At 69.8% G+C, this 18,909-nt stretch carries 16 protein-coding genes; 8 read left to right on the forward strand and 8 right to left on the reverse strand.

Annotation, left to right across the window (positions count from 1 at the left end):
- Positions 1-43: 43 nt before the first annotated feature.
- The 3 genes from DP107_RS08400 to DP107_RS08410 all read left to right on the forward strand — a co-directional run bounded on the left by DP107_RS08400 (position 44) and on the right by DP107_RS08410 (position 3,154).
- Complete coding sequence (locus DP107_RS08400) at positions 44-451, forward strand: DUF4112 domain-containing protein (RefSeq protein WP_144261711.1); 408 nt, start codon at positions 44-46, stop codon at positions 449-451.
- A gap of 116 nt (positions 452-567) precedes the next feature.
- A complete protein-coding gene (locus DP107_RS08405) occupies positions 568-1,791 on the forward strand; it encodes an acyl-CoA dehydrogenase family protein (protein WP_144261712.1) in 1,224 nt (407 codons plus the stop codon).
- Between the two features lie 244 nt (positions 1,792-2,035).
- Entirely contained in the window at positions 2,036-3,154 is a 1,119-nt protein-coding gene (locus DP107_RS08410; protein WP_144261713.1) for a DUF3179 domain-containing protein, read from the forward strand.
- 10 nt (positions 3,155-3,164) lie between these two features.
- On the opposite strand, the gene DP107_RS08415 is transcribed toward DP107_RS08410, so the two are convergent.
- The 4 genes from DP107_RS08415 to DP107_RS08430 all read right to left on the reverse strand — a co-directional run bounded on the left by DP107_RS08415 (position 3,165) and on the right by DP107_RS08430 (position 5,916).
- Positions 3,165-3,815, reverse strand: a complete 651-nt coding sequence (locus DP107_RS08415) for a hypothetical protein (RefSeq protein WP_144261714.1) — start codon at positions 3,813-3,815, stop codon at positions 3,165-3,167.
- A gap of 3 nt (positions 3,816-3,818) precedes the next feature.
- Positions 3,819-4,295: a peroxiredoxin family protein gene (locus tag DP107_RS08420; RefSeq protein WP_144261715.1), complete on the reverse strand. Its 477-nt coding sequence runs from the start codon at positions 4,293-4,295 to the stop codon at positions 3,819-3,821.
- A 203-nt stretch (positions 4,296-4,498) separates the two neighbouring features.
- Positions 4,499-5,026 carry a hypothetical protein gene (locus DP107_RS08425; RefSeq protein ID WP_144261716.1) on the reverse strand — a complete coding sequence of 176 codons (528 nt, stop codon included), beginning with the start codon at positions 5,024-5,026 and terminating at the stop codon, positions 4,499-4,501.
- A gap of 68 nt (positions 5,027-5,094) precedes the next feature.
- A complete protein-coding gene (locus DP107_RS08430) occupies positions 5,095-5,916 on the reverse strand; it encodes an alpha/beta fold hydrolase (protein WP_144261717.1) in 822 nt (273 codons plus the stop codon).
- A gap of 131 nt (positions 5,917-6,047) precedes the next feature.
- Here DP107_RS08430 and dacZ point away from each other — a divergent pair, with 131 nt between their 5' ends.
- Together dacZ and DP107_RS08440 are read left to right on the forward strand one after the other, a co-directional pair.
- Positions 6,048-6,857, forward strand: coding sequence for a diadenylate cyclase DacZ (gene dacZ / locus DP107_RS08435; RefSeq protein ID WP_144261718.1), 810 nt, complete (start codon positions 6,048-6,050; stop codon positions 6,855-6,857).
- A gap of 3 nt (positions 6,858-6,860) precedes the next feature.
- Entirely contained in the window at positions 6,861-7,658 is a 798-nt protein-coding gene (locus DP107_RS08440) for a mechanosensitive ion channel domain-containing protein (RefSeq protein WP_144261719.1), read from the forward strand.
- A 10-nt stretch (positions 7,659-7,668) separates the two neighbouring features.
- Here DP107_RS08440 and DP107_RS08445 read toward each other — a convergent pair whose 3' ends face one another.
- The 4 genes from DP107_RS08445 to DP107_RS08460 all read right to left on the reverse strand — a co-directional run bounded on the left by DP107_RS08445 (position 7,669) and on the right by DP107_RS08460 (position 13,215).
- The gene (locus DP107_RS08445) at positions 7,669-8,244 is read right to left on the reverse strand and encodes an acyltransferase (RefSeq protein WP_144261720.1); all 576 of its coding nucleotides are present in this window, start codon (positions 8,242-8,244) and stop codon (positions 7,669-7,671) included.
- 43 nt (positions 8,245-8,287) lie between these two features.
- Positions 8,288-10,207 carry a DEAD/DEAH box helicase family protein gene (locus tag DP107_RS08450; RefSeq protein ID WP_185977230.1) on the reverse strand — a complete coding sequence of 640 codons (1,920 nt, stop codon included), beginning with the start codon at positions 10,205-10,207 and terminating at the stop codon, positions 8,288-8,290.
- 169 nt (positions 10,208-10,376) lie between these two features.
- On the reverse strand, positions 10,377-11,321 hold the full coding sequence (locus DP107_RS08455; protein ID WP_144261722.1) for a thiamine pyrophosphate-dependent enzyme: 945 nt from the start codon (positions 11,319-11,321) through the stop codon (positions 10,377-10,379).
- 4 nt (positions 11,322-11,325) lie between these two features.
- Positions 11,326-13,215, reverse strand: coding sequence for a 2-oxoacid:acceptor oxidoreductase subunit alpha (locus tag DP107_RS08460; protein ID WP_144261723.1), 1,890 nt, complete (start codon positions 13,213-13,215; stop codon positions 11,326-11,328).
- Between the two features lie 204 nt (positions 13,216-13,419).
- Here DP107_RS08460 and DP107_RS08465 point away from each other — a divergent pair, with 204 nt between their 5' ends.
- The 3 genes from DP107_RS08465 to DP107_RS08480 all read left to right on the forward strand — a co-directional run bounded on the left by DP107_RS08465 (position 13,420) and on the right by DP107_RS08480 (position 18,873).
- On the forward strand, positions 13,420-14,154 hold the full coding sequence (locus tag DP107_RS08465; protein WP_144261724.1) for a DICT sensory domain-containing protein: 735 nt from the start codon (positions 13,420-13,422) through the stop codon (positions 14,152-14,154).
- Positions 14,155-14,323: 169 nt separating this feature from the next.
- Positions 14,324-16,336, forward strand: a complete 2,013-nt coding sequence (locus DP107_RS19935; protein ID WP_185977231.1) for a COG1361 S-layer family protein — start codon at positions 14,324-14,326, stop codon at positions 16,334-16,336.
- Positions 16,333-18,873 (forward strand): efflux RND transporter permease subunit, encoded by a 2,541-nt coding sequence (locus DP107_RS08480; RefSeq protein ID WP_144261725.1) that lies wholly within the window; start codon positions 16,333-16,335, stop codon positions 18,871-18,873. The genes DP107_RS19935 and DP107_RS08480 overlap by 4 nt, the downstream gene beginning before the upstream one ends.
- The last annotated feature ends 36 nt before the right edge of the window (positions 18,874-18,909 follow it).

The raw sequence follows: 18,909 nt of genomic DNA on the forward strand, positions 1-18,909 counted from the left end.
TGTGGCCGGAAGCCTTTCCGGTGTACCCGTCATTCATGGGGCCATGAGTCAGCAGGTTCCGGTCGAGACGCCGGCCGAGGGGCCCGCGACACCGAACCGGGTCGACGAGGCCGCCATCGAGCGGATGCACGCCGTCGTCCGCCTCCTGGACGACGGGTTCGAACTCCCGGTCCTGGGCGTCCGCGTCGGGCTGGACCCCATCCTCGGCGTCCTGCCCATCGCCGGTGACAGTGTCGCCACCGTCATCGGGCTGTATATCGTCGCCGAGTCGGCGCGGCTCGGGGTCTCCTACGGGACCATCGCTCGTCAGCTCCTGAACATCGCCGTCGACCTGTGCATCGGCTCGATTCCGGCCGTCGGCGACGTGTTCGACCTGACCTTCCGGTCGAACCGGCGCAACCTGAACCTCGCGCTCGAGGACCTGGGCGTCGACATGGAGCTGGAGCAGTAGGACCGCGGACCACCGACGGCCCGGATGGTTCGAGTAAACGAGCCACGCGCGGTTCGTTTAAACTAGCCGTGTACCCCGCGCGCAGGGATTAAGAGGGCGCCGCCGTAGTCCGAGACATGGCAACCCAGGATGTAGCCCCGGCGGGGGTCAGTTTCGACACCGACGAGGAGACCAACCTCATCCTCCAGTCCATCGACGACTTCATCGAGCAGGAGGTGGCGCCGCTGGAGGACGAGCTCGGCGACACGTGGTCGAATCCGCGCAAGCGCCACGAGGACGACGGTCGGATGGTCCCCGAGGTCGTCGAGGCACTGCAGGAGGTCCGCCGGCGCTCGGCAGAGGCGGGCTTCTACGCGATGAACCTCCCCCAGGAGGTCGGCGGCGAGGGGGTCTCGAACGTGACGTGGTATCGCGCGCTCAAACACGTCGCCTCGCACGGGCCGGGGCTCCACTCCGCGATGCTGGCCGGGCCCGAGGGTCCCAAGCCGCTCCTCATGCAGGCCGAGGGCGACCAGGTCGAGCAGTATCTCAAGCCCGCCGTCCGGGGGGAGAAGTCCACCGCCTTCGCACAGACCGAGCCCGGGGCCGGTTCGGACTCCCCGTCGATGCAGACGAGCGCCGAGAAGGACGGCGACGAGTGGGTCATCAACGGCACCAAGCAGTGGATCACCAACGGCCCGTACGCCGACTTCGTGCAGGTGTTCGCCCGTACCAGCCCGCAGGAGGAGATGGGCCGGTACGGCGGCATCAGCTGCTTCATCGTCGAGGCCGAGGAGTTGGAGGTCTCCTCGCTCAACAACGCCCACTCCGCCGTCGGGCGGCAGGCCGAACTGCAGTTCGACGACGTCCGCGTCCCGGAGGACCGGGTGCTTGGCGACATCGACACCGCGTTCTACGACGCGATGGACTTCCTCTCGCTGGGCCGCCTGGAGATCGGCGCCCGCGCGGTCGGCCACACGGAGTACCTCATCGAGCAGGGGACCCAGTACGCCAACGACCGCGAGGCGTTCGGCCGCCCCATCGGCAAGTTCCAGGGGGTCTCACACAAGCTCGCGGAGGGGAAGGCCCGGGCGTACGCCGCCGACGCCGCCGGCCTCCAGCTCGCCTGGAAGATGGACAACGGCGAGAACGCCATCGAGGACTCCTCCATCGTGAAGTACCTCTCCACCAACGTCATGTTCGACGTGGCCGACGACGTGGTGCAGGTCCACGGCGGGAACGGGCTCAGCGAGGACAACGACTTCATGCACGAGCTGGAGACGGCCAAGCTCCTCCGCATCGTCGAGGGGACCGACGAGATCCAGCTCAACACCATCGCGAAGCAGATGGGCGTCAATTAACCCGCACTTTTTACTCGTCGGGTGTCCTCGGCGCGGCCTCGCCGCGCCTGCGGGCACCACTCCTCGCAAAAACTTGGGGAAAAACTGTCGACTGGCCTCCGCGCCCTGCGGGCGCTCCGGCCGGGGAACCGCGCTCGCTTCGCTCGCGCGGATGCACGGAGTACGAACCGCCCCTGGCGGGCGCCTGTGGCAACGTCGCGCACGCCCTCGCATCCGCTAAGCCCTCAGGGGCCGACGTGCCGATATGGACCGCCGGCGCTACCTCCTCGGGCTCGCTGGCTGTACCGGACTCGCGGGCTGTAGCGGCCTCCGGGTACGGTCCGAGGACGGGGCCGCGTCGCCGGCTGGTCACGAGGTGGCGACCGCACCGCGGCAGCCGTCGTTCGACGACATCGACCTGCCGGTGCCTGAACGCGACCTGGTCAGGGGCGCGGCGCTGGGGTCGATACCGGCCATCGCTGAACCGGCGTCCGCGGGCGACTGGGGCGCTGTCGAGGGGACGCTCGCGCCGAACGACCTCGTCGTCGGCGTCCGCCGGGACGGCGAGGCTCGCGCCTACCCGCTCTCGCTGCTGACTCGGCACGAGGTCGTGAACGATACGCTCGGCGACCGCCCGCTGCTGGTCACCTACTGCCCGCTCTGTGCCAGCGGGGTCGTCGCCGAGCGGACCGTCGGCGGGGAGCCCGCAGACTTCAGCGCCTCGGGCTACCTCTACCGCTCCGACCTCGTGCTGTACGACCACACGACGGCGAGCCTGTGGAGTCAGTTGCTGGCGACGGCCATCCGGGGTCCCGCGACCGGGATGGCGCTGTCACTGCTCCCGTCGAGCCTCACGACGTGGTCGCGCTGGCGCGGGGCGAACCCGGACACGCGTGTGCTGCTTCCGCCGCCCGCCTCCGGGACCGTCACGGCACCGCTCGACCCGGTCCGCGCGGGGTCGGCCGGCAGCGGCCACGTCGGGGTCGCGGAGGTCACGCTCGATGTCGCGGACGACCGGCTCCCCGCACGCGAGCTGGTCCTCGGGGTGACGGCGCCCGACGCCACGACGGCGTATCCGCTCCCGGCCGTCCGGGAGGCCGGCGTCATCGAGGACTGGGTCGGGAACCTCCCGGTCGTGGTCGCGGCCGATCCACTGCCGGCGGCGTACGTCCGCGTCGTCGACGGGTCGGTCCTGTCGTTCTCCGGCAGCGTCGAGAACGGCCGGATACGTGGTGGCGGGTCGGCGTGGTCGCTTGCCACCGGGGAGGCGGTCGACGGGCCGTACGGGGGGGCGACCCTCCGGCGCGCCAGCACGGCGACGCCGATGTACTGGTTCGCGTGGGTCGAGTTCCACCCCGGGACGACGGTCTACGGCGATCGATAGCGCGTGGCGGTCAGCCGAGACCGCGCTGTACCCACTCGCGGAGTCGCGTGGCGACCTCGGGTGGCGTGCGCTCGCCGGTATCGACGGCCGTGACCGGCGAGTCCGGGTCCGCGGCCGCCTCGCGGTAGGCAGCGTTGATACTCGTCTGCAGGTCGAGGTCCGCCCACGGGAACCCCTCGTCCCGCGCCCACTCCCATCCCCGACGGTCGCGCAGGCGCTCGCGAAGCGTCCCGGCGTCACAGGTCAGCGCCAGGTAGCGGACCGTCGGGAAGTACCGGGATTCCGGGCGATCGGCGATCTCGTCGGGACCCACCGCGCCGGTGAACAGGACGACCTGGACTCCCGAGCGGTGGAGGTTCGCACTGAGCCGGAGCCAGAACCCCGTCCGCGGCCCGTCGGCCAGTTCACGCAGGTGCGCCCCGTAGCCGCCGTCCTCGTCGAAGGTCGTGATGTCCCAGTCGAGGACCGCCGCGTCGATGGTCCCCACGACCCGACGCCAGGCGGTCGTCTTGCCGGTACCGGAGGCGCCGACGACGACGTGCAGTGGGAGCGACCGGAACGGGCGCTCGTCGCCACAGGACGGGCAGGTGACCGACCCCGCGCCGTGGTCGACCTCGACGGCGGCGGTCTGGGTCCCGCAGGTCGGGCAGTAGGCGGACACGCCTCAGAGGGACTCGATCTGCTCCTCCAGTTCCTCGGTCGGCACCGGGTGGATCCACTCGTCAGTGGACCAGGCGTGCTGGACCTCGCCCTCGTCGTCCAGCACGAACACGGCGCGTCGGGAGGTCCTGGTTCCGGCCATTCCGTCACGCTCGACGAGCAGGTCGTAGGCGTCGGCGATCTCGCCGTCCACGTCCGCGAAGACGGAGAACGGGGAGTCGATGCCCCGGAGGAAGGCGTTGATGCCGTACGGGCCGTCGCGACCGATACCGTAGACGGGCACCTCGTCGAACTCGTGCCAGCCCTTGCGCTCGTAGGCGCGCCACCAGTTGTCAGAGATGGCCGAGAAGACGAAGCCGAAGAAGACCAGGACCGCACCGCGGTCGCCGGTCGCCTCCGAGAGCGTCGTCGCACGGAACGTCTCGCCATCGGCCAGCAGCGCCTCGAACCCCGGCACCTCGTCGCCCTCTGTCGGATGCATGCCCCGCCCGTCACAGGGTAACGGCAAAAGGGTGTGGTCGGGGACCTCGATACCGGCCACCTACCGTAGTCGAGTGTTATCCGCTATGCGGAAGCAGAGACAGAACATGACGAATCACCGTATTATATGTCGAATTACGAGATAACGGGCGGCTTTACTGACATGTCGGCCTCCTCGCGAGCGTAGCGGGCGGGGGGGAACGCTCAGATGTCGAGGTCGCCGAAGTCCGTCTCCAGCGCCTGGCGCTCCTCGTCGTCCAGTTCCGCGATGGCCTCCTCCAGCGTGTCCTGTTCGACCTCCGCGTCGGGTTGGGGGACGCTGTCGGGGTCCGTCTCGACGTGTTGCATCCCCTCGTACCCCTCGGGGGCCCGGTTCCCGTCGGCGAACCACTCCTGGAAGGCCTCCTCGAACGTCTCGGCCTCACCGCGGTACTGCGACCCACCGGCCTCCTGGTACCAGTAGAGGAAGTCCGGCTCGTGGTCGTTACAGAGGATGACCTCGTGGAGGGGCTCGCCGTAGACGACCCGCGCGACGTTGCACTCCTGGATGTCCTCGTCACCGTGGATCAGCCAGCACGCGCTGCACGGCTGGCCGGCGACGACCGACAGCCTGACGAGTCGGTCCCGGGTGTCCGGCGACACCTCGTCGATACTCCGGAGCTCCCCCTCCTCGGTGAAGACCTCCTCCTCGTCGAACCGCCACCCTCGCAACGCGATGCTCACCTTACCCATGTGCCGCGATAGATGACGCCGGTGTATAAGGAGCGCGTCGTGAGGCCGGCCCTGCCGCCGGTCCCCGCTCAGTACACGTCCGCGAGGAACTCCCGGATGGCGGCGTTCGCCGCCGCGGGGTTCTCGAGGTTCGAGGAGTGTCCGGCCTCGGGGATGGACTCCAGTCGAGCGTCCGGCAGATGCCCGACCATGTCCTCGGCCTTCTCCATCTCCAGCGCGGTGTCCTCCTCGCCGTGGATGGCGAGGACGGGGACCTCGATGCCGGCGAGTTCATCGGTGAAGTCAGGCCGTTCGAGCCAGGAGGAGACCTCCTGATAGACCGCCTCGCCGGGGTAGGTGAGCCACCGCTGGACCCAGCCGTCGACGAGGGCCGCCCGCTCGGCGTTCGAGGTGGCGCCGAACAGGATATGCCGCACCGTCTCCCCCATCGGCTCGGGGACCTCCCCCAGCTCGCGGGTGGTGGTTATCATCTGCCCGTACTGCTCGATATCGGCCTCCTCGTGCGGCTGGGCGATGGAGTCGATCATCACGATGCCGTCCAGGCGCTCGGGGTAGCGGTCGGCGAACCGGAGCGCCATGAACCCGCCCATCGACATGCCCGCCAGGATGCAGGAGTCGATACCGCGGGCGGCAAGCAGCGCGGCGCAGTCGTCGGCCAGGTCGTAGAGGTCGTACGGCCGGGCGTGCCACTCCGTCCGCGCCCGGAGGTCGTACGCGAGGACGTGGTAGTCGTCGGACAGCGCCTCCAGCTGCGGGCGGAACATCGTCCGGTCCATCAGGGTCCCGTGGGCGCAGACGAGCGACGGGTCCGCGGGGTCGCCGCGCTCGGTCACGAGCGTGTCGTGTCGATGGCGGTACAGTCGGGTGGCCGGTGACTCGTCGGTGGCCATGGCCGCGGTTCGACCCCTGGTATCAAATATCGTGGGTACCGCTGCCGGTGTCGTGTCGGCGTTCCGACATGCGTGAGCCGTACGCACGACTGCCCACAAACCTCTTGTCCGTCGTCCGAGAGCTACCACTGATGAGCGACCTGTGTGACCTTGTCGGAGATATGACGAACGGCGTGGATGCCGTGTTGCTGTTCGGGCCGAGCGGGTCGTACTACGAGCGGGCCGCCGGGGCCGATCTGCCGGTCGTGGTGGTGGCCCAGGAGAACACGGTCGACGCCGAGCACTTCGTCGACCTGCCCCTGGAGTTCGCCGACGTCTCCCAGCGCATCCGGTTCGGGCTGGAGGGGGCTCTGGAGAACGAACTGCTCGAGGAGGGGAGCACCGCGCTCTGTGCCGCCAAGACCTTCGCCGAGGACATCGACAGCGTCGTCCGGGTCCGGGCCGGGGAGTTCGCCCGCTCGGGCGTCTACGAACTGTTCGCGGACAGTCGGGCCGAGGCCCACATCATCCGGGACGTGCTGGAGGTGGCCATCGAACTGGGCAAGAAGGGCCAGAAGGGCAAGCCGGTGGGCGCGCTGTTCGTCGTCGGCGACGCGGGTAAGGTGATGAACAAGTCCCGTCCGCTGTCGTACAACCCGTTCGAGAAGAGCCACGTCCACGTCGGCGACCCGATCGTGAACGTGATGCTGAAGGAGTTCTCGCGGCTCGACGGCGCGTTCATCATCTCCGACTCCGGGAAGATCGTCTCCGCCTACCGCTACCTGGAGCCCTCGGCGGAGGGCGTCGACATCCCGAAGGGCCTCGGCGCACGGCATATGGCCGGCGGTGCCATCACCCGCGACACGAACGCCGTGTCCATCGTCCTCTCGGAGTCGGACGGGCTGGTACGGGCGTTCTCGGGCGGGCAGCTGGTGCTCGAACTCGACCCGGAGGACTACTGAGCCATGGTCGTCCAGCTCGACGCGGTCCGACGGCTGCTCCGGCGGCTGCTCACGAGCGAGGTCGACCTGTTCGTCGCCAGCGTCATCATCGTCGTTGCGGTCCTGCTGGGCGTCCTGGTCGCCCGGGTGCTCGGCGGCCTCCTGACGGACGCGGGCGTCCCGGACGAGGTGGAGGGAACCCTGTTCGAGCGGACGGCCCAGCGGCTCGGCACCTCGACGGTCAAGCTCGTCTCGCGGCTTTCGGGCCTGTTCGTCATCGCCGTCGGGACCGTCTTCGCCCTCCAGGCCGCCGGCATCGTCAACGCCGGCCTCCTCACGGAGGGGCTCACGGACCTCATCCCGCGGCTGTTCATCGCCGCCCTGGTCGTCATCACGGGGCTCGTCGTCGGCGACAAGGCCGAGCTGGTGGTCGGCGAGCGGCTCCGCTCGGTCAAGCTCCCCGAGGCCAATGCCCTCCCGCTGCTGGTCAAGTACAGTGTCTTCTACATCGCCGCCCTCGTCGCGCTCGGACAGCTGGGCGTCGCGACGGCCGCACTCCTCGTGTTGCTCGGCGCGTACGTCTTCGGCCTCGTCTTCATCGGCGGCCTCGCGTTCAAGGAGATGCTCTCCTCGGCGGCCGCCGGCATCTACCTCGTCCTCAAGGAGCCGTACACCATCGGCGACGAGGTCGTCATCGACGGTCAGCAGGGTATCGTTCAGGAGGTCGACGTGTTCGTCACCCGCATCGAGAGCGACGGCCGCGAGTTCGTCGTCCCGAACCGGCAGGTGTTCGAGACCGGCGTCGTCCGGATGCGGAACTGAGCCCGCCGCACTACCCCTCCCCGTCGACCGGCTTCGCCGGCACGCCGGCCCAGGTCTCCCCGGCCGGCACGTCCTCGGCCACGAGCGAGTTGGCCGCGACCTGCGCGCCGGCGCCGACCTCGACGCCGGGCAGGACGACCGCCCCGGCGCCGACCATCGCCCGTTCGCGCAGCACCACCTCGCCGGTCCGGTACTCCGACTGCAGGAACTCGTGACAGAGCAGGGTCGCGTCGTAGCCGACGATGACGTGGTCCTCCAGGGTCACCAGCTCCGGCCAGAACACGTCGGGCGTGGCCTCCAGGCCCCAGGAGACGCCGTCGCCGACGGTGACACCGAGCCGCCGGAGCGCCCACGCCTTCACCGGCAGCGCGGGCGCGAGTCGCGCGACGAGGACGAACAGGTAGTTGTAGACGACCTGCGGGATCGATTTGGCCTCGCGCCAGTGCTGCAGCGAGTTCAGTGGCCCCGGCGTCGCGTGGCGGTTCAGCCGCTCGTGCCGTCGTCCACGACCGGCGGGTCCCGACCGGCCGTCGCCCCCGCCGCTCGTCGGCGCCCCGCCCGTCCCCGACTCGGTGTCGTCGCTCACGGCTCCCGGTTGCGTGGGCGACGGCTTGTAGCTTGGCCGGCCGTCACGCCGCCCCGTCCCCGCCGTCGGCGTCCGCTCCCTCGACGGCCGTCGCCTCGCCGTTCTCGAACGACCACGCGGCGCTGTCGCGCTCCCGGACGCGGACCCCCTTTGCGGCGAGGTGACGGGTGCGCTGGCGGGCGAACTCCTCCTCCTTCGTCCCGCGGGTCGCAAGCACGTACATCCGGGCCTTCCCGACCGGGCGCATCGTCCGTCCGGCGCGCTGGGCGCCCTGCCGCCGGGAGCCACCCAACCCGGAGGCCGCGATGGCGACCTCCGCCCCGGGCAGGTCGATCCCCTCGTCGCCGACACGGCTCACGATGAGCGCGTCGCGCGGCCCGGTCCGGAACTCCTCGAACAGCGTCCGGCGGCGGGCGTGCGGGGTCTCCCCGCTCACGAACGGGAGTCCGAGCTCGTCGGCGAGCCGGTCGCCCTGGTCGATGTACTCGACGAAGATCAGCGTCTTCTCGCCGACGTGGTCCCGCCGGATGGCCTCGATCTCGGCGGCCTTCGCCGGGTTGGTCGCGGCCGCCATCCGCCGTTCGTGGCCGTTGGCGGTTGCGTACTCGTTCTCGTGGAGGTCGCTGGCCCAGGGGACGAACCGGACCTCGACCTCCGGTTCGGCCACGTAGCCGGCCTCGAACAGCGCCTCCCAGTCCGTGCCGACGGGCGGGCCGATGAGGGTGTAGATCTCGTCCTCCTTGTCGTCCTCCCGGATGGGCGACGCAGACAAGCCCAGGCGGTGCTTGGTCTGCAACTGGGCGCTCCGGCGGGAGATGGGGGCGGGGATGTGGTGGACCTCGTCGTAGATGATGAGGCCCCAACGGCGGTCCTCGAAGATGTGCCGGTGGCGGTCCATCCCGGCGGTCTGGTAGGTGGCGATGGTCACCGGCCGGACCTCCTTGGCGCCGCCGTGGTACTCCCCGACCTGTGCCTCGGCCAGGGAGGTGTTCGCGACCAGTTCCTCGCGCCACTGCGTCGCCAGCTCGCGCGAGGGGACCAGAATCAGCGTCTCCCCCTCGATGGCGGCCATGATGCCCATCGCGGCGACCGTCTTCCCGGAGCCCGGCGGCCCGACCAGCACGCCCGACCCCGTCGAGACGAACCGCTTCACCCAGTCGTTCTGGTAGCCCCGGAGCTGCAGGCGGAGTTCGACCGGGAGGTCGTCGCCGCGCTCCAGCGTCCGCTCGTCCAGCACCGGGTAGCCGGCCTCGTACAGCGTCCGTTTCACCTCGGCCGTGCGGTCCTCGGCGACCCAGGCCTCCGTGTCGTCGATGCGCGCCCGCAGCACACCGTCCTCGAGGTGGTGCTCGGCGACGTTGCCAAGCAGGTCGGCGCTCGCCGCCGCCAGCACCACGTACCCCTCCTCGTGGGTGTAGAGCCGGAACTTCCGGGCCCGCTCCCACTGGCCCTCGGCCCACTCCTCGAGTGCGTCGTACCGCCCGCCCAGCGCCTGTCGCATCGACCGCTGGAGGTCGTCGAACGACTCCTGGGGCGCCCGCCAGACGTCGTCCTCCCGGACCACGTAGCGGTAGCCGCGGTCGCCGTTCACGTCCTCCAGCCGCGCGAACGTGGAGAGCTGGGCCCGGGTGAACTGCGAGGGCTGGTCGACCACGATCTCCCGCCGGTTCGGGAACACCACCACGCGCTCGCGGCCCTGTGTCTCCTTCCAGTCCGTCGGGTACCAGACCACCGGGTCGGCCTCGACGGCCTGCCGCTCGACGCGCCCCGCATCGACCAGGGCGGCCAGGGCGTCCTCCGCGACCGCGTGCGGGCAGTCGAGTGCCCGCGCCACCTCCGTCGCGGTCAGTACGGGGCGCTCGCGCTCGGCCAGCAGGTCGTAGAACGCGTCGACGGGGAACTCCGGGCCCGCCCCGTCCCCGCCGTCGGCCTCGGAGTCCGTCTCCTCCTGCGAATCGGTCACTACGTCCGGTAGGCGGTCAGGGCGCAAAAGCCCGACGTGTCCGGCCGGGGGGTGGGTCCCGCTGGCGGGAACGTCGTGAACCTGTCATACGGCTCGCGAAGGGACGAGATTACCGGGAAACGCCCCGGATAATGACCGGAAGGCCGATGTTACGGACGAACCCGCTCCGTTACCGGTGTGCGTCGAGCAGGTCGTAGCTCCGCTCCCAGTCGGCGTCGTCGTCGAAGTAGCGTTCGGCGAGGGGGTCCTCGGGGAGGTCGCCCTGGGCGCGTTTCTCGGCGCCGTAGGAGGGGCGGTCGGGGGCGTGGTAGAAGCGGCCGGTGAGGACCTCGCCGTCGTGGAGTGCGTCCTCGACGTCGTGCATCATCGCGCTGGCCTCGCGGCGGTCGGTGATGTCGAAGTCGTAGTCCTCGGACTGCTGGACGTCGACGTAGGGGACGTACTGTTTGGCGTCCTTGTTCCAGGTGGGACACTGTGTGAGGAAGTCGACGTGGGCGAAGCCGTCGTGCTGGATGGCCTCCTTGAGGATCTCCTGGGCCTGGTTCGGGTTGACGGCGGCGGTGCGGGCGACGTAGGAGGCGCCGCCGACGAGCGCCAGCGACAGGGGCCGGACGGGGTCCTTGGCGGAACCGTGGGGCTGGGTTTTCGATTTATGACCTTTCGGGGAGGTGGGTGAGGTCTGGCCCTTGGTGAGGCCGAAGATCTCGTTGTTGAAGACGATGTAGGTCAGGTCGTGGTTCTCGCGGGCGGTGTGGATGAAGTGGTTGCCGCCGATGCCGTAGCCGTCACCGTCGCCGCCGGCGGCGACCACCTCCAGCCCGGGGTTGGCGAGTTTGGCCGCGCGGGCGATGGGGAGCGCCCGACCGTGGAGGGAGTGGTAGCCGTAGCTCTCGAAGTACGAGGAGAGTTTCCCCGAGCAGCCGATGCCCGTCACCAGCAGGACCTCCTCGGGGGTGTAGCCGAGGTCGCCCATCGCCCCCTTCAGGGCCTTCAGGACGCCGAAGTCCCCACAGCCGGGGCACCAGGTGGCCTGGGGCTCGATGCCGGGCGTGAAGGCGCTCTTGTCGGTCGGTTCCCGCTCCGCATCGTCGTCTCGGAGTGGTGTGAAGCTCATTGGTTCAGTCGCTCCCCGCGGGGACGTAGCGCGTGCCGGCGGTCGCGGGGTCACCACCGTCGAGCCCTCCGACGCCCTCGACGATCTCGTGGGGCTCGAACGGCTCGCCGTTGTACTTCAGCAGGCTGTGCAGCACGTCGCCGTACGCGCCGAGTTCGCGCTGGACGAGCCCGCGGAACTGGCCGGAGGCGTTCATCTCGACGACCAGACACCGTTCCACGCTGTCGAGGAACTCCCGGACCTCGGTCGCGGGGAACGGCATCAGGTCCGACACCGACAGCGAGGCGACGTCGTGGCCGTCGGCGACCAGCCGGTCGACGGCCTCGTGGACCGTTCCCTGGTTGGAGCCGTAGGTGAGCACGCCGACGGTCGCGTCGGCGGCCCCGTGCCGGACTTGGTTGGTGTCGCCGTCGTCGAGCCGCTCGCGGATGGCGTCCAGCTTCCGAAGCCGGCGGTCCATCTGTGTGACGCGGTTGTCCGCGTCCTCGGAGATGTGGCCCGTCGGGTGGTGCTCGTTGCCCGAGGCCAGGAAGCGGCCGCCGGCCTGCCCCGGGATGGAGCGCGGCGAGACGCCCTCGGCCGCGCTGGCCGCGTCGTGCTGGTACCGTTCGAACGTGCCGGCGGCGTGGTGGGCCGCCTCGGACAGTTCCTCCTCGGTCAGCGCCGCCCCGAGGTCCGGCGACGGCTCGCGGTCGAAAACGGCGGCGTCGACGTTCCGTAGCTCGCCCGAGAGCTTCTGATCGTACACCACGACGACGGGCAGGTGGAAGTCGTAGGCTATCTCGAAGGCGAGCCGGGTCTGCTCGTACGCCTCCGCCTGGTTCCCCGGGGCGAGGACGACCCGGCAGGAGTCGCCCTGGCTCGTGTAGAGGACGTGCTCGAGGTCGCCCTGCTCGGTCTTGGTCGGCATCCCCGTCGAGGGGCCGGCTCGGGTCGCTTCCACCAGCACGACCGGCGTCTCGGTCATCTCGGCGAGCCCCAGCGGCTCGGACATGAGCGCGAACCCGCCGCCCGAGGAGCCCGAGAGCGCCTTCACGCCGGCGTGGGAGGCCCCAAGCGCGAGTGCGGCCGCGGCGATCTCGTCCTCGACCTGCTCGGCGATGCCACCCATCTCGGGGAGGTGCTGGCTCAACAGGGTGAACACCTCCGTCCACGGGGTCATCGGGTAGCCGGAGACGAACCGACAGCCCGCGTCGATGGCGCCGTAGGCGATACCGTTCGACCCGGAGACGAGCACCTGGTCGGTCTCGTGCTCGCCCGTCGGCATCCGGAGGTCGTGGGTGTGGTCGAAGTCGTTTGCCCGCCCCCGGGCGACATCCAGGATGTGGCTGTTGGCCTCGTACACGTCCCCGCCCATCCGGTCACCCATCAGCTCCTTAATCGGGTCGAGCGGGTAGTCGAGCAGCGCGCACGTGGCGCCAACGCCGGCCGTGTTGCGCATCACCTCGCGGCCCTCCTCCCGAGCCAATCCCCGGAGATCCATCGGGTAGACGTGCCAGTCGTTGGCCGCGACCCGCTCGTCGAAGTCGTCGATGACCGACGGGTCGAGGAGCCCCTCGTCGTAGACGATGACGCCTCCCTCCCGGAGGTCGTCGAGGTTCTCGGCTAGCGGTTTGGCCTGCTCGTTCCCGTAGTAGGCGTCCTCCTTGGGGTTCCGGGCGAAGGAGTCGCCCAGCGCCAGGAGGAAGTTGAAGCCGTCCCCCCGCGCCCGGACTGGTTCGTCGTCGGCCCGGACCTCGACGTACGTGTGCCCGCCACGGATCCGCGAGGGGTAGTGGCGGTGCGTGAACACGTGGAGGCCCGAGCGCATCAGTGCCTTCGCGAAGTTCTGGCTCGTCGAGTCGATCCCGTCACCGGAACCGCCCGCGATTCGCCAGGCGATCTCTCCTGTCATGCTATCAAGCGCCCGGAGGCGCGTTGCCGCGATATTTGCCGGCAGGCATTAAAAGGGTTTGTGCCGTGATAGCACACGAACGTTCGTGAGGAACCGCACGCCGGCGCCCCGACGGAGTGACGAATCGAGGGGTGTACATATGGGGTCTAGTCGAGTTGTGCGAAGCTTTAAGACCGGAACTGTATTGACCCCTACTAACGAGCGATGAGCCTCTCCGAACTGATAGCTGGTGTCGAGGACCACGAGAAGTCCCTTACCGTCTTCAACACCGACACGGAGACCGTCGAGAGCGTCCGGGACCAGTTCCGTGACCGGAACCTCTCGGTGCGCGCCGAACGCACCGAGAGCGGTCGCCCCGGGTCGTTCGTGGTCCTCTCCAGCGAGCGGGAGGGTGACGAGGACGAGGTCGTCACCGCAACCAACGTCGAGGACGTGCTGTCGGCGCCGGCCGGGACCGAACCCGGGCTCGATGACGATGTCCACCACCCCATCCTCGACCACCTGGACGAGACGATGTTCACCTCCTACGACACGGAGCAGATGGTGGCGGCCTCGCGCGAGATGGAGGACCGCGCCTGGCGGCTCGGCGAGGGCTCGGTCTACGCCGGGTTCCAGCGGCTCTCCATCCTCTCGGACCAGATGGACGTCTACACCCGGCTGGCCGCCCAGGAGAACCTCGACGTCCACGCCTACGCCTACCCGGACGCGTCCGTCCCCGACCACGACACGGACCTGACCATCCACGTCGAGCGCACCGAGGAGATCGCCGAATCCTGGTTCGTCGTCTACGACGGCAACGGTGTCGACGTCAATAAATGTGCGCTGCTGGCCGAGGAGCGCGACGACCGCGCCTTCTACGGCTTCTGGACCTACGACCCCGAGACCGTCGACTGGATCGTCGACTACCTCGAGAGCGCCTACGGCCGCATCGAGCAGTAGCGACTCCCCCTCCGCCGGACAGGCCGACTCCTCCGGTTCCAACTGCCGACGAGTTGTCTCTCGTCGACGTCTTGCCCGAGTGTGAGTCCCGCTTGCCCCCGTTCTGAACGCTTAATAACTATTCAGAAGTTTACGGCCACTTAAATATCACCCGGCCGTCGCTCCGGTAATGAGTTCCCGCGACGGCCCCTCCCACGTGGCCCGCCTGAGTCGCCTGTTGCTCGTCGCCGTGATGATCGGTTCCCTCGTCGCCGCCGCCAGCGCGCCGGCGGCCGCGTTCGTCCGGGGGGAGCCGGATATCGACGTGACGCTCTCCGACGGGACCCTCCAACCCGGAACCGAACGGACCGTCCAGCTGACGGTCTCGAACAGCGGCGACATCGACCTCGGCGCTACCAGCCAGGAACTGGCCGGGAAGGAGGCCGTCGTCACTACGGCCCGCGGGACGCTCGTCCGTGCCGAACCCGCGGACGAGAGCGCCCCGGTCGAGGTCGAGACCGGTGAGGTGGCCCTGGGGTCCGTCCCCGAGGGCGTCCGGTCGGCCCCGTTCCGCCTCTCCGTTCCGGAGGACGCCGAGCCCGGGACCTACGAGCTGGATATCGAGGTCGAGTACGACTACTACGACCTCATCCCCGGATCGCCGATCAATCAGTACAGCGACGAACACACCACCGAGGAGTACACCGTCGAGGTGACGGTCGAAGAGGCAGCCCGGTTCGAGGTGGTGGACGCGACGACGACCGCCCCGGTCGGCGGGGGCGGTGACGTCTCCGTCACCGTCGCCAACGTCGGGGCCGAGGCCGCCTCCGACGCGACGCTGACGCTGGAGTCGCCGAACGCGGCGCTTCGGTTCGATGGCTCGCCGACGGCCGAGGCGTTCGTCGGGGAACTGGCCCCCGGCGAGCGACGGAACGTGACCGTCGGCGCCCGCGTGGCCGATGGGAACACCCTGCGCTCGCTCTCGCTCCGCGGGACCCTCGCGTACGAGAACGCCGACGGTGACCCGCTCCAGTCGTCGCTCTCGACGGCCGTCATCCCCCGCTCCGAACAGACGTTCGCGCTCACGGACGCCGGGACGACCGCCGCCGTCGGCGACAGTGGCCGGCTGACCGTGGCGCTCACGAACACCGGGGACCGGGCGCTCGAGGACGCGACCGTCCAGTTCGACTCCAGCAACGCCGCGCTCACGTTCGGCGGCTCGCCCTCCGCCCGCACCTTCGTCGGCGACTGGGGCCCGGGCGAGACCCGCACTCTCACCGTCGAGACGCGGTTCAGCTCCGCGGCCGAGGAGCGGAGCTACGCCGTCGACACGACCGTCTCCTACACCAGCGCCGCCGGCCGGAGCCAGCGCTCGGACCCGGTCTCGGTCGGCGTGACGCCGGCGGCGGAGCAGGAGTTCGAGCTGAGCGACCACGCTACCAGCCTCCGGGTCGGCAGCGAGGGCCAGCTGACCGGCACCATCACCAACGAGGGCCCCGGCCCGGCCGAGAACGCCGTGCTCGTGCTGGACCCGCCCGCCAACGTCGCGACGGCCGAGACCGAATACGCGGTCGGCGACCTCGCTGCCGGCGAGTCAGTCGACGTGCGCTACGACGTGGACGTCTCCTCCGAGGCTCGGGCGGGCCCCCGGCAGTTCACCTACCGGCTCCGCTACGAGGACGCGGACGGCGAGACGGTGACCTCGGACCCGTTCTACGCTCGCGGGACCATCGACGACCGCCGCGACACGTTCGACGTCTCCGCGAACGCCTCGCTGGCCGCGGGTTCGACCGGTACCGTCGAGATCGACGTGACCAACGAGGGCGACGAGCCGCTGACCTCGGTGAGCGCGAAGCTGTTCACCGACAGCCCGCTCTCGGCGAGCGACGACGAGGCGTTCATCGAGCGGCTCGACTCCGGCGAGACCGAGACCCTGACCTTCCGGCTCTCCGCGGGCGGCGGTGCCCTCGCGAAGCCGTACCCGGTTTCGCTCGACTTCCAGTACACGGAGCCCGACGGTGACACGAAGATCTCCGACAGCTACCAGGTCGGCATCGACGTGACTGAGAGCAGCGGCGGCGGGCTCCTGTCGACGTTCCAGGTGCCGGGCGGGCTGGGCGGGGCCGGCCTCGGCCTCGGAGTCGTGCTCACGCTGGGCGGACTCGCCGCGGCCGGGCTGGGTCTGGTCGGTCGCCGGGAATGAGCGCCCCCGGCGACTACCAGCGGCTCGTCGACGCCGCCGACGACCAGATCATCAACCATCCCGGGCGCATCGTCGGGGTCTTCCTCGTCCTGACGCTGGTGTTCGCGGGTGGCCTCGGCGCCGTCTCCACGGACGCCGGGACGGAGGGGTTCACCCAGGACGTTCCGGCGCAGGTTGCCTTCGAGGACGTCCAGCGCCAGTTCGAGACGACCCCGTTCAGCGCGGACACCGGGAGCACACAGCTCATCCAGCGTGGGGAGAACGTGCTCTCCCGGAACGGGCTGCTCCGGATGCTCGGCATCCAGGACCGGCTCGAGTCCCACGAGTCGCTCCGGGTGCAGTCGACCTCGTCGGCCGCGACCATCGTCGCGACCCAGCTCGACCCGGAGGCCCGGACGACCGAGGAGCGTATCCGCGCGGTCGAGCGCGCCACGCCGCGCGAGATCGACCGTGCGGTCTCGCGGGCGGCCGACCGGAACCCGCAGTTCGTCGGCCTGCTCTCGAACGACTTCAACCGTGAGAGCGCCTCCGCGAGCGCGACCATCGGCGTCGTCACGCACGAAGTGCCGGGCGGCACCTCGGCCTCGGCCGGGCAGGGTGGGTCGAGCTCGCTGACCCCGCTCCAGCTCCGGACCGACAGCGTCGTCGACGGCGCCGGGGGCGATGTCATCGTCTTCGGCTCGGGCATCGTCTCCGCGGAGTTCTCGAACGTCATCGGCGACTCGCTCATCATCGTCGTCCCAGCGGCGGTCCTGTTCATCCTCCTCTTCCTCATCGTCTCCTACCGCGACCTCGCGGACCTGCTGCTCGGGGTGGTGGCGCTGGCGATGGGGCTCATCTGGACGTTCGGGTTCATGGGCCTGGCCGGCATCCCGTTCAACCAGATCCTCATCACCATCCCGCCGCTGTTACTGGCGGTCGGCATCGACTTCGGCATCCACGCGGTCAACCGGTACCGCGAGGAACGGACCACCGGGCTGGAGATCGGGCCGGCGATGCGGGTGACGACCGACCAGCTACTGGTCGCGTTCTTCATCGTCATGGGGACGACCGTCATCGGCTTCGGCGCGAACCTGACGTCGGCGCTGCCGCCGATCCGTGACTTCGGGGTCGTCGCCGCGGTCGGTATCGTGTTCACCTTCCTGATCTTCGGCGTGTTCCTGCCGGCCGCGAAGGTGCTGCTGGACCGGTCACGGCAGAACTACCCCATCCCGACGTTCTCGACGACGCCGCTCGGAGCGGAGGGGTCGGCGCTGGGACGGGTGCTGTCGGGCGGCGTCATCGTGGCACGGCGGGCCCCGGCGCTGTTCCTCGTGGTCGCGCTGGTCGCCTCCGGCGGGATGGCCTACCACGCGACCGGCGTCGACACCTCGTTCTCGAACGAGGACTTCCTCCCCCCCGAGGAGAACCCCGACTACCTGATGGCGCTGCCCGAGCCGTTCAAGCCCTCCGACTACACGGTGACCGCGGTGACGAACTACCTCTCCGACACCTTCGAATCCGGCCAGTCCGACACCGTCACGGTGTACGTCGAGGGGCCGTTGCGCGAGGACCAGACCCTGGAGATCCTGCACCGTGCGGGCGATGACCCGCCCGACTCGTTCGTCCGGCGCGACGGCCGAGCCGACGCTACCTCGATCATCTCCGTCATCGAGGACCACGCCGCACGCGACGAGGAGTTCCGGCGACTGGTCGAGCGCAACGACCGCGACGGTAACGGCGTTCCCGACGACGACCTGCGGGCCATCTACGACGCGCTGCTGGCCGAGGACTCGCCGGTCCGGGGGCAGGCCCAGCGCTACATCGCCGCGGATCGACGCTCGACGCGGCTGGTCTACAGCGTGGAGTCCGGCGCGACACAGTCCGAGGTCACCGAGGACGCGCGGACCGTCGCGAGCGACATGGAGCGCCCGCGGACGGAGGTGACGGCCATCGCCACCGGGTCGACGGTCGTGTTCGAGGCTATCTCCGGCCTCATCCTCGACTCGGCGGTGACCTCCCTGGCCATCGCGCTCGCCGGGACCGCCCTGTTCCTGCTGCTGGTCTACTACGTGCTGGAGGGACGGCCCACGCTCGGCATCGCCAACCTCGTTCCCATCGTCGTCACCGTCTCGTTCGTGGCGGGGTCGATGCGTGTCTTCGGCATCTCGTTCAACGCGTTCACCGCGACCATCCTCGCCATCACCATCGGGCTGGGCATCGACTACTCCGTCCACGTCACTCACCGGTTCGCCGACGAGTACCGCGAGCGCGACCTCTCCACCGCCCTGGAGCGGACCGTCCGGGGAACCGGTGGCGCGCTCGCCGGGTCGATGCTCACCACGGTCTTCGGCATCGGCGTACTCGTGCTGTCGGTGTTCCCGGCCATCGGCCAGTTCGGCGTCCTCACCGGGTTGAGCGTCATCTACGCGTTCACCGCCTCGCTGCTGGTGCTCCCGTCGGCCCTGGCGGTCTGGGCGAAGCTCGTCGTGGAGCGCGGCGGGTCGGCGGCCGGCGGCCCGACCGTCGAGGAGGCGACCCCCGACGACGCCGCCTGACGGGTCGGCAGAGGCCGTCGGTCGGGGTCCTCCGGC

Origin of the sequence: Haloglomus irregulare (assembly GCF_007421925.1) — an archaeon.
GTDB lineage: Archaea > Halobacteriota > Halobacteria > Halobacteriales > Haloarculaceae > Haloglomus > Haloglomus irregulare.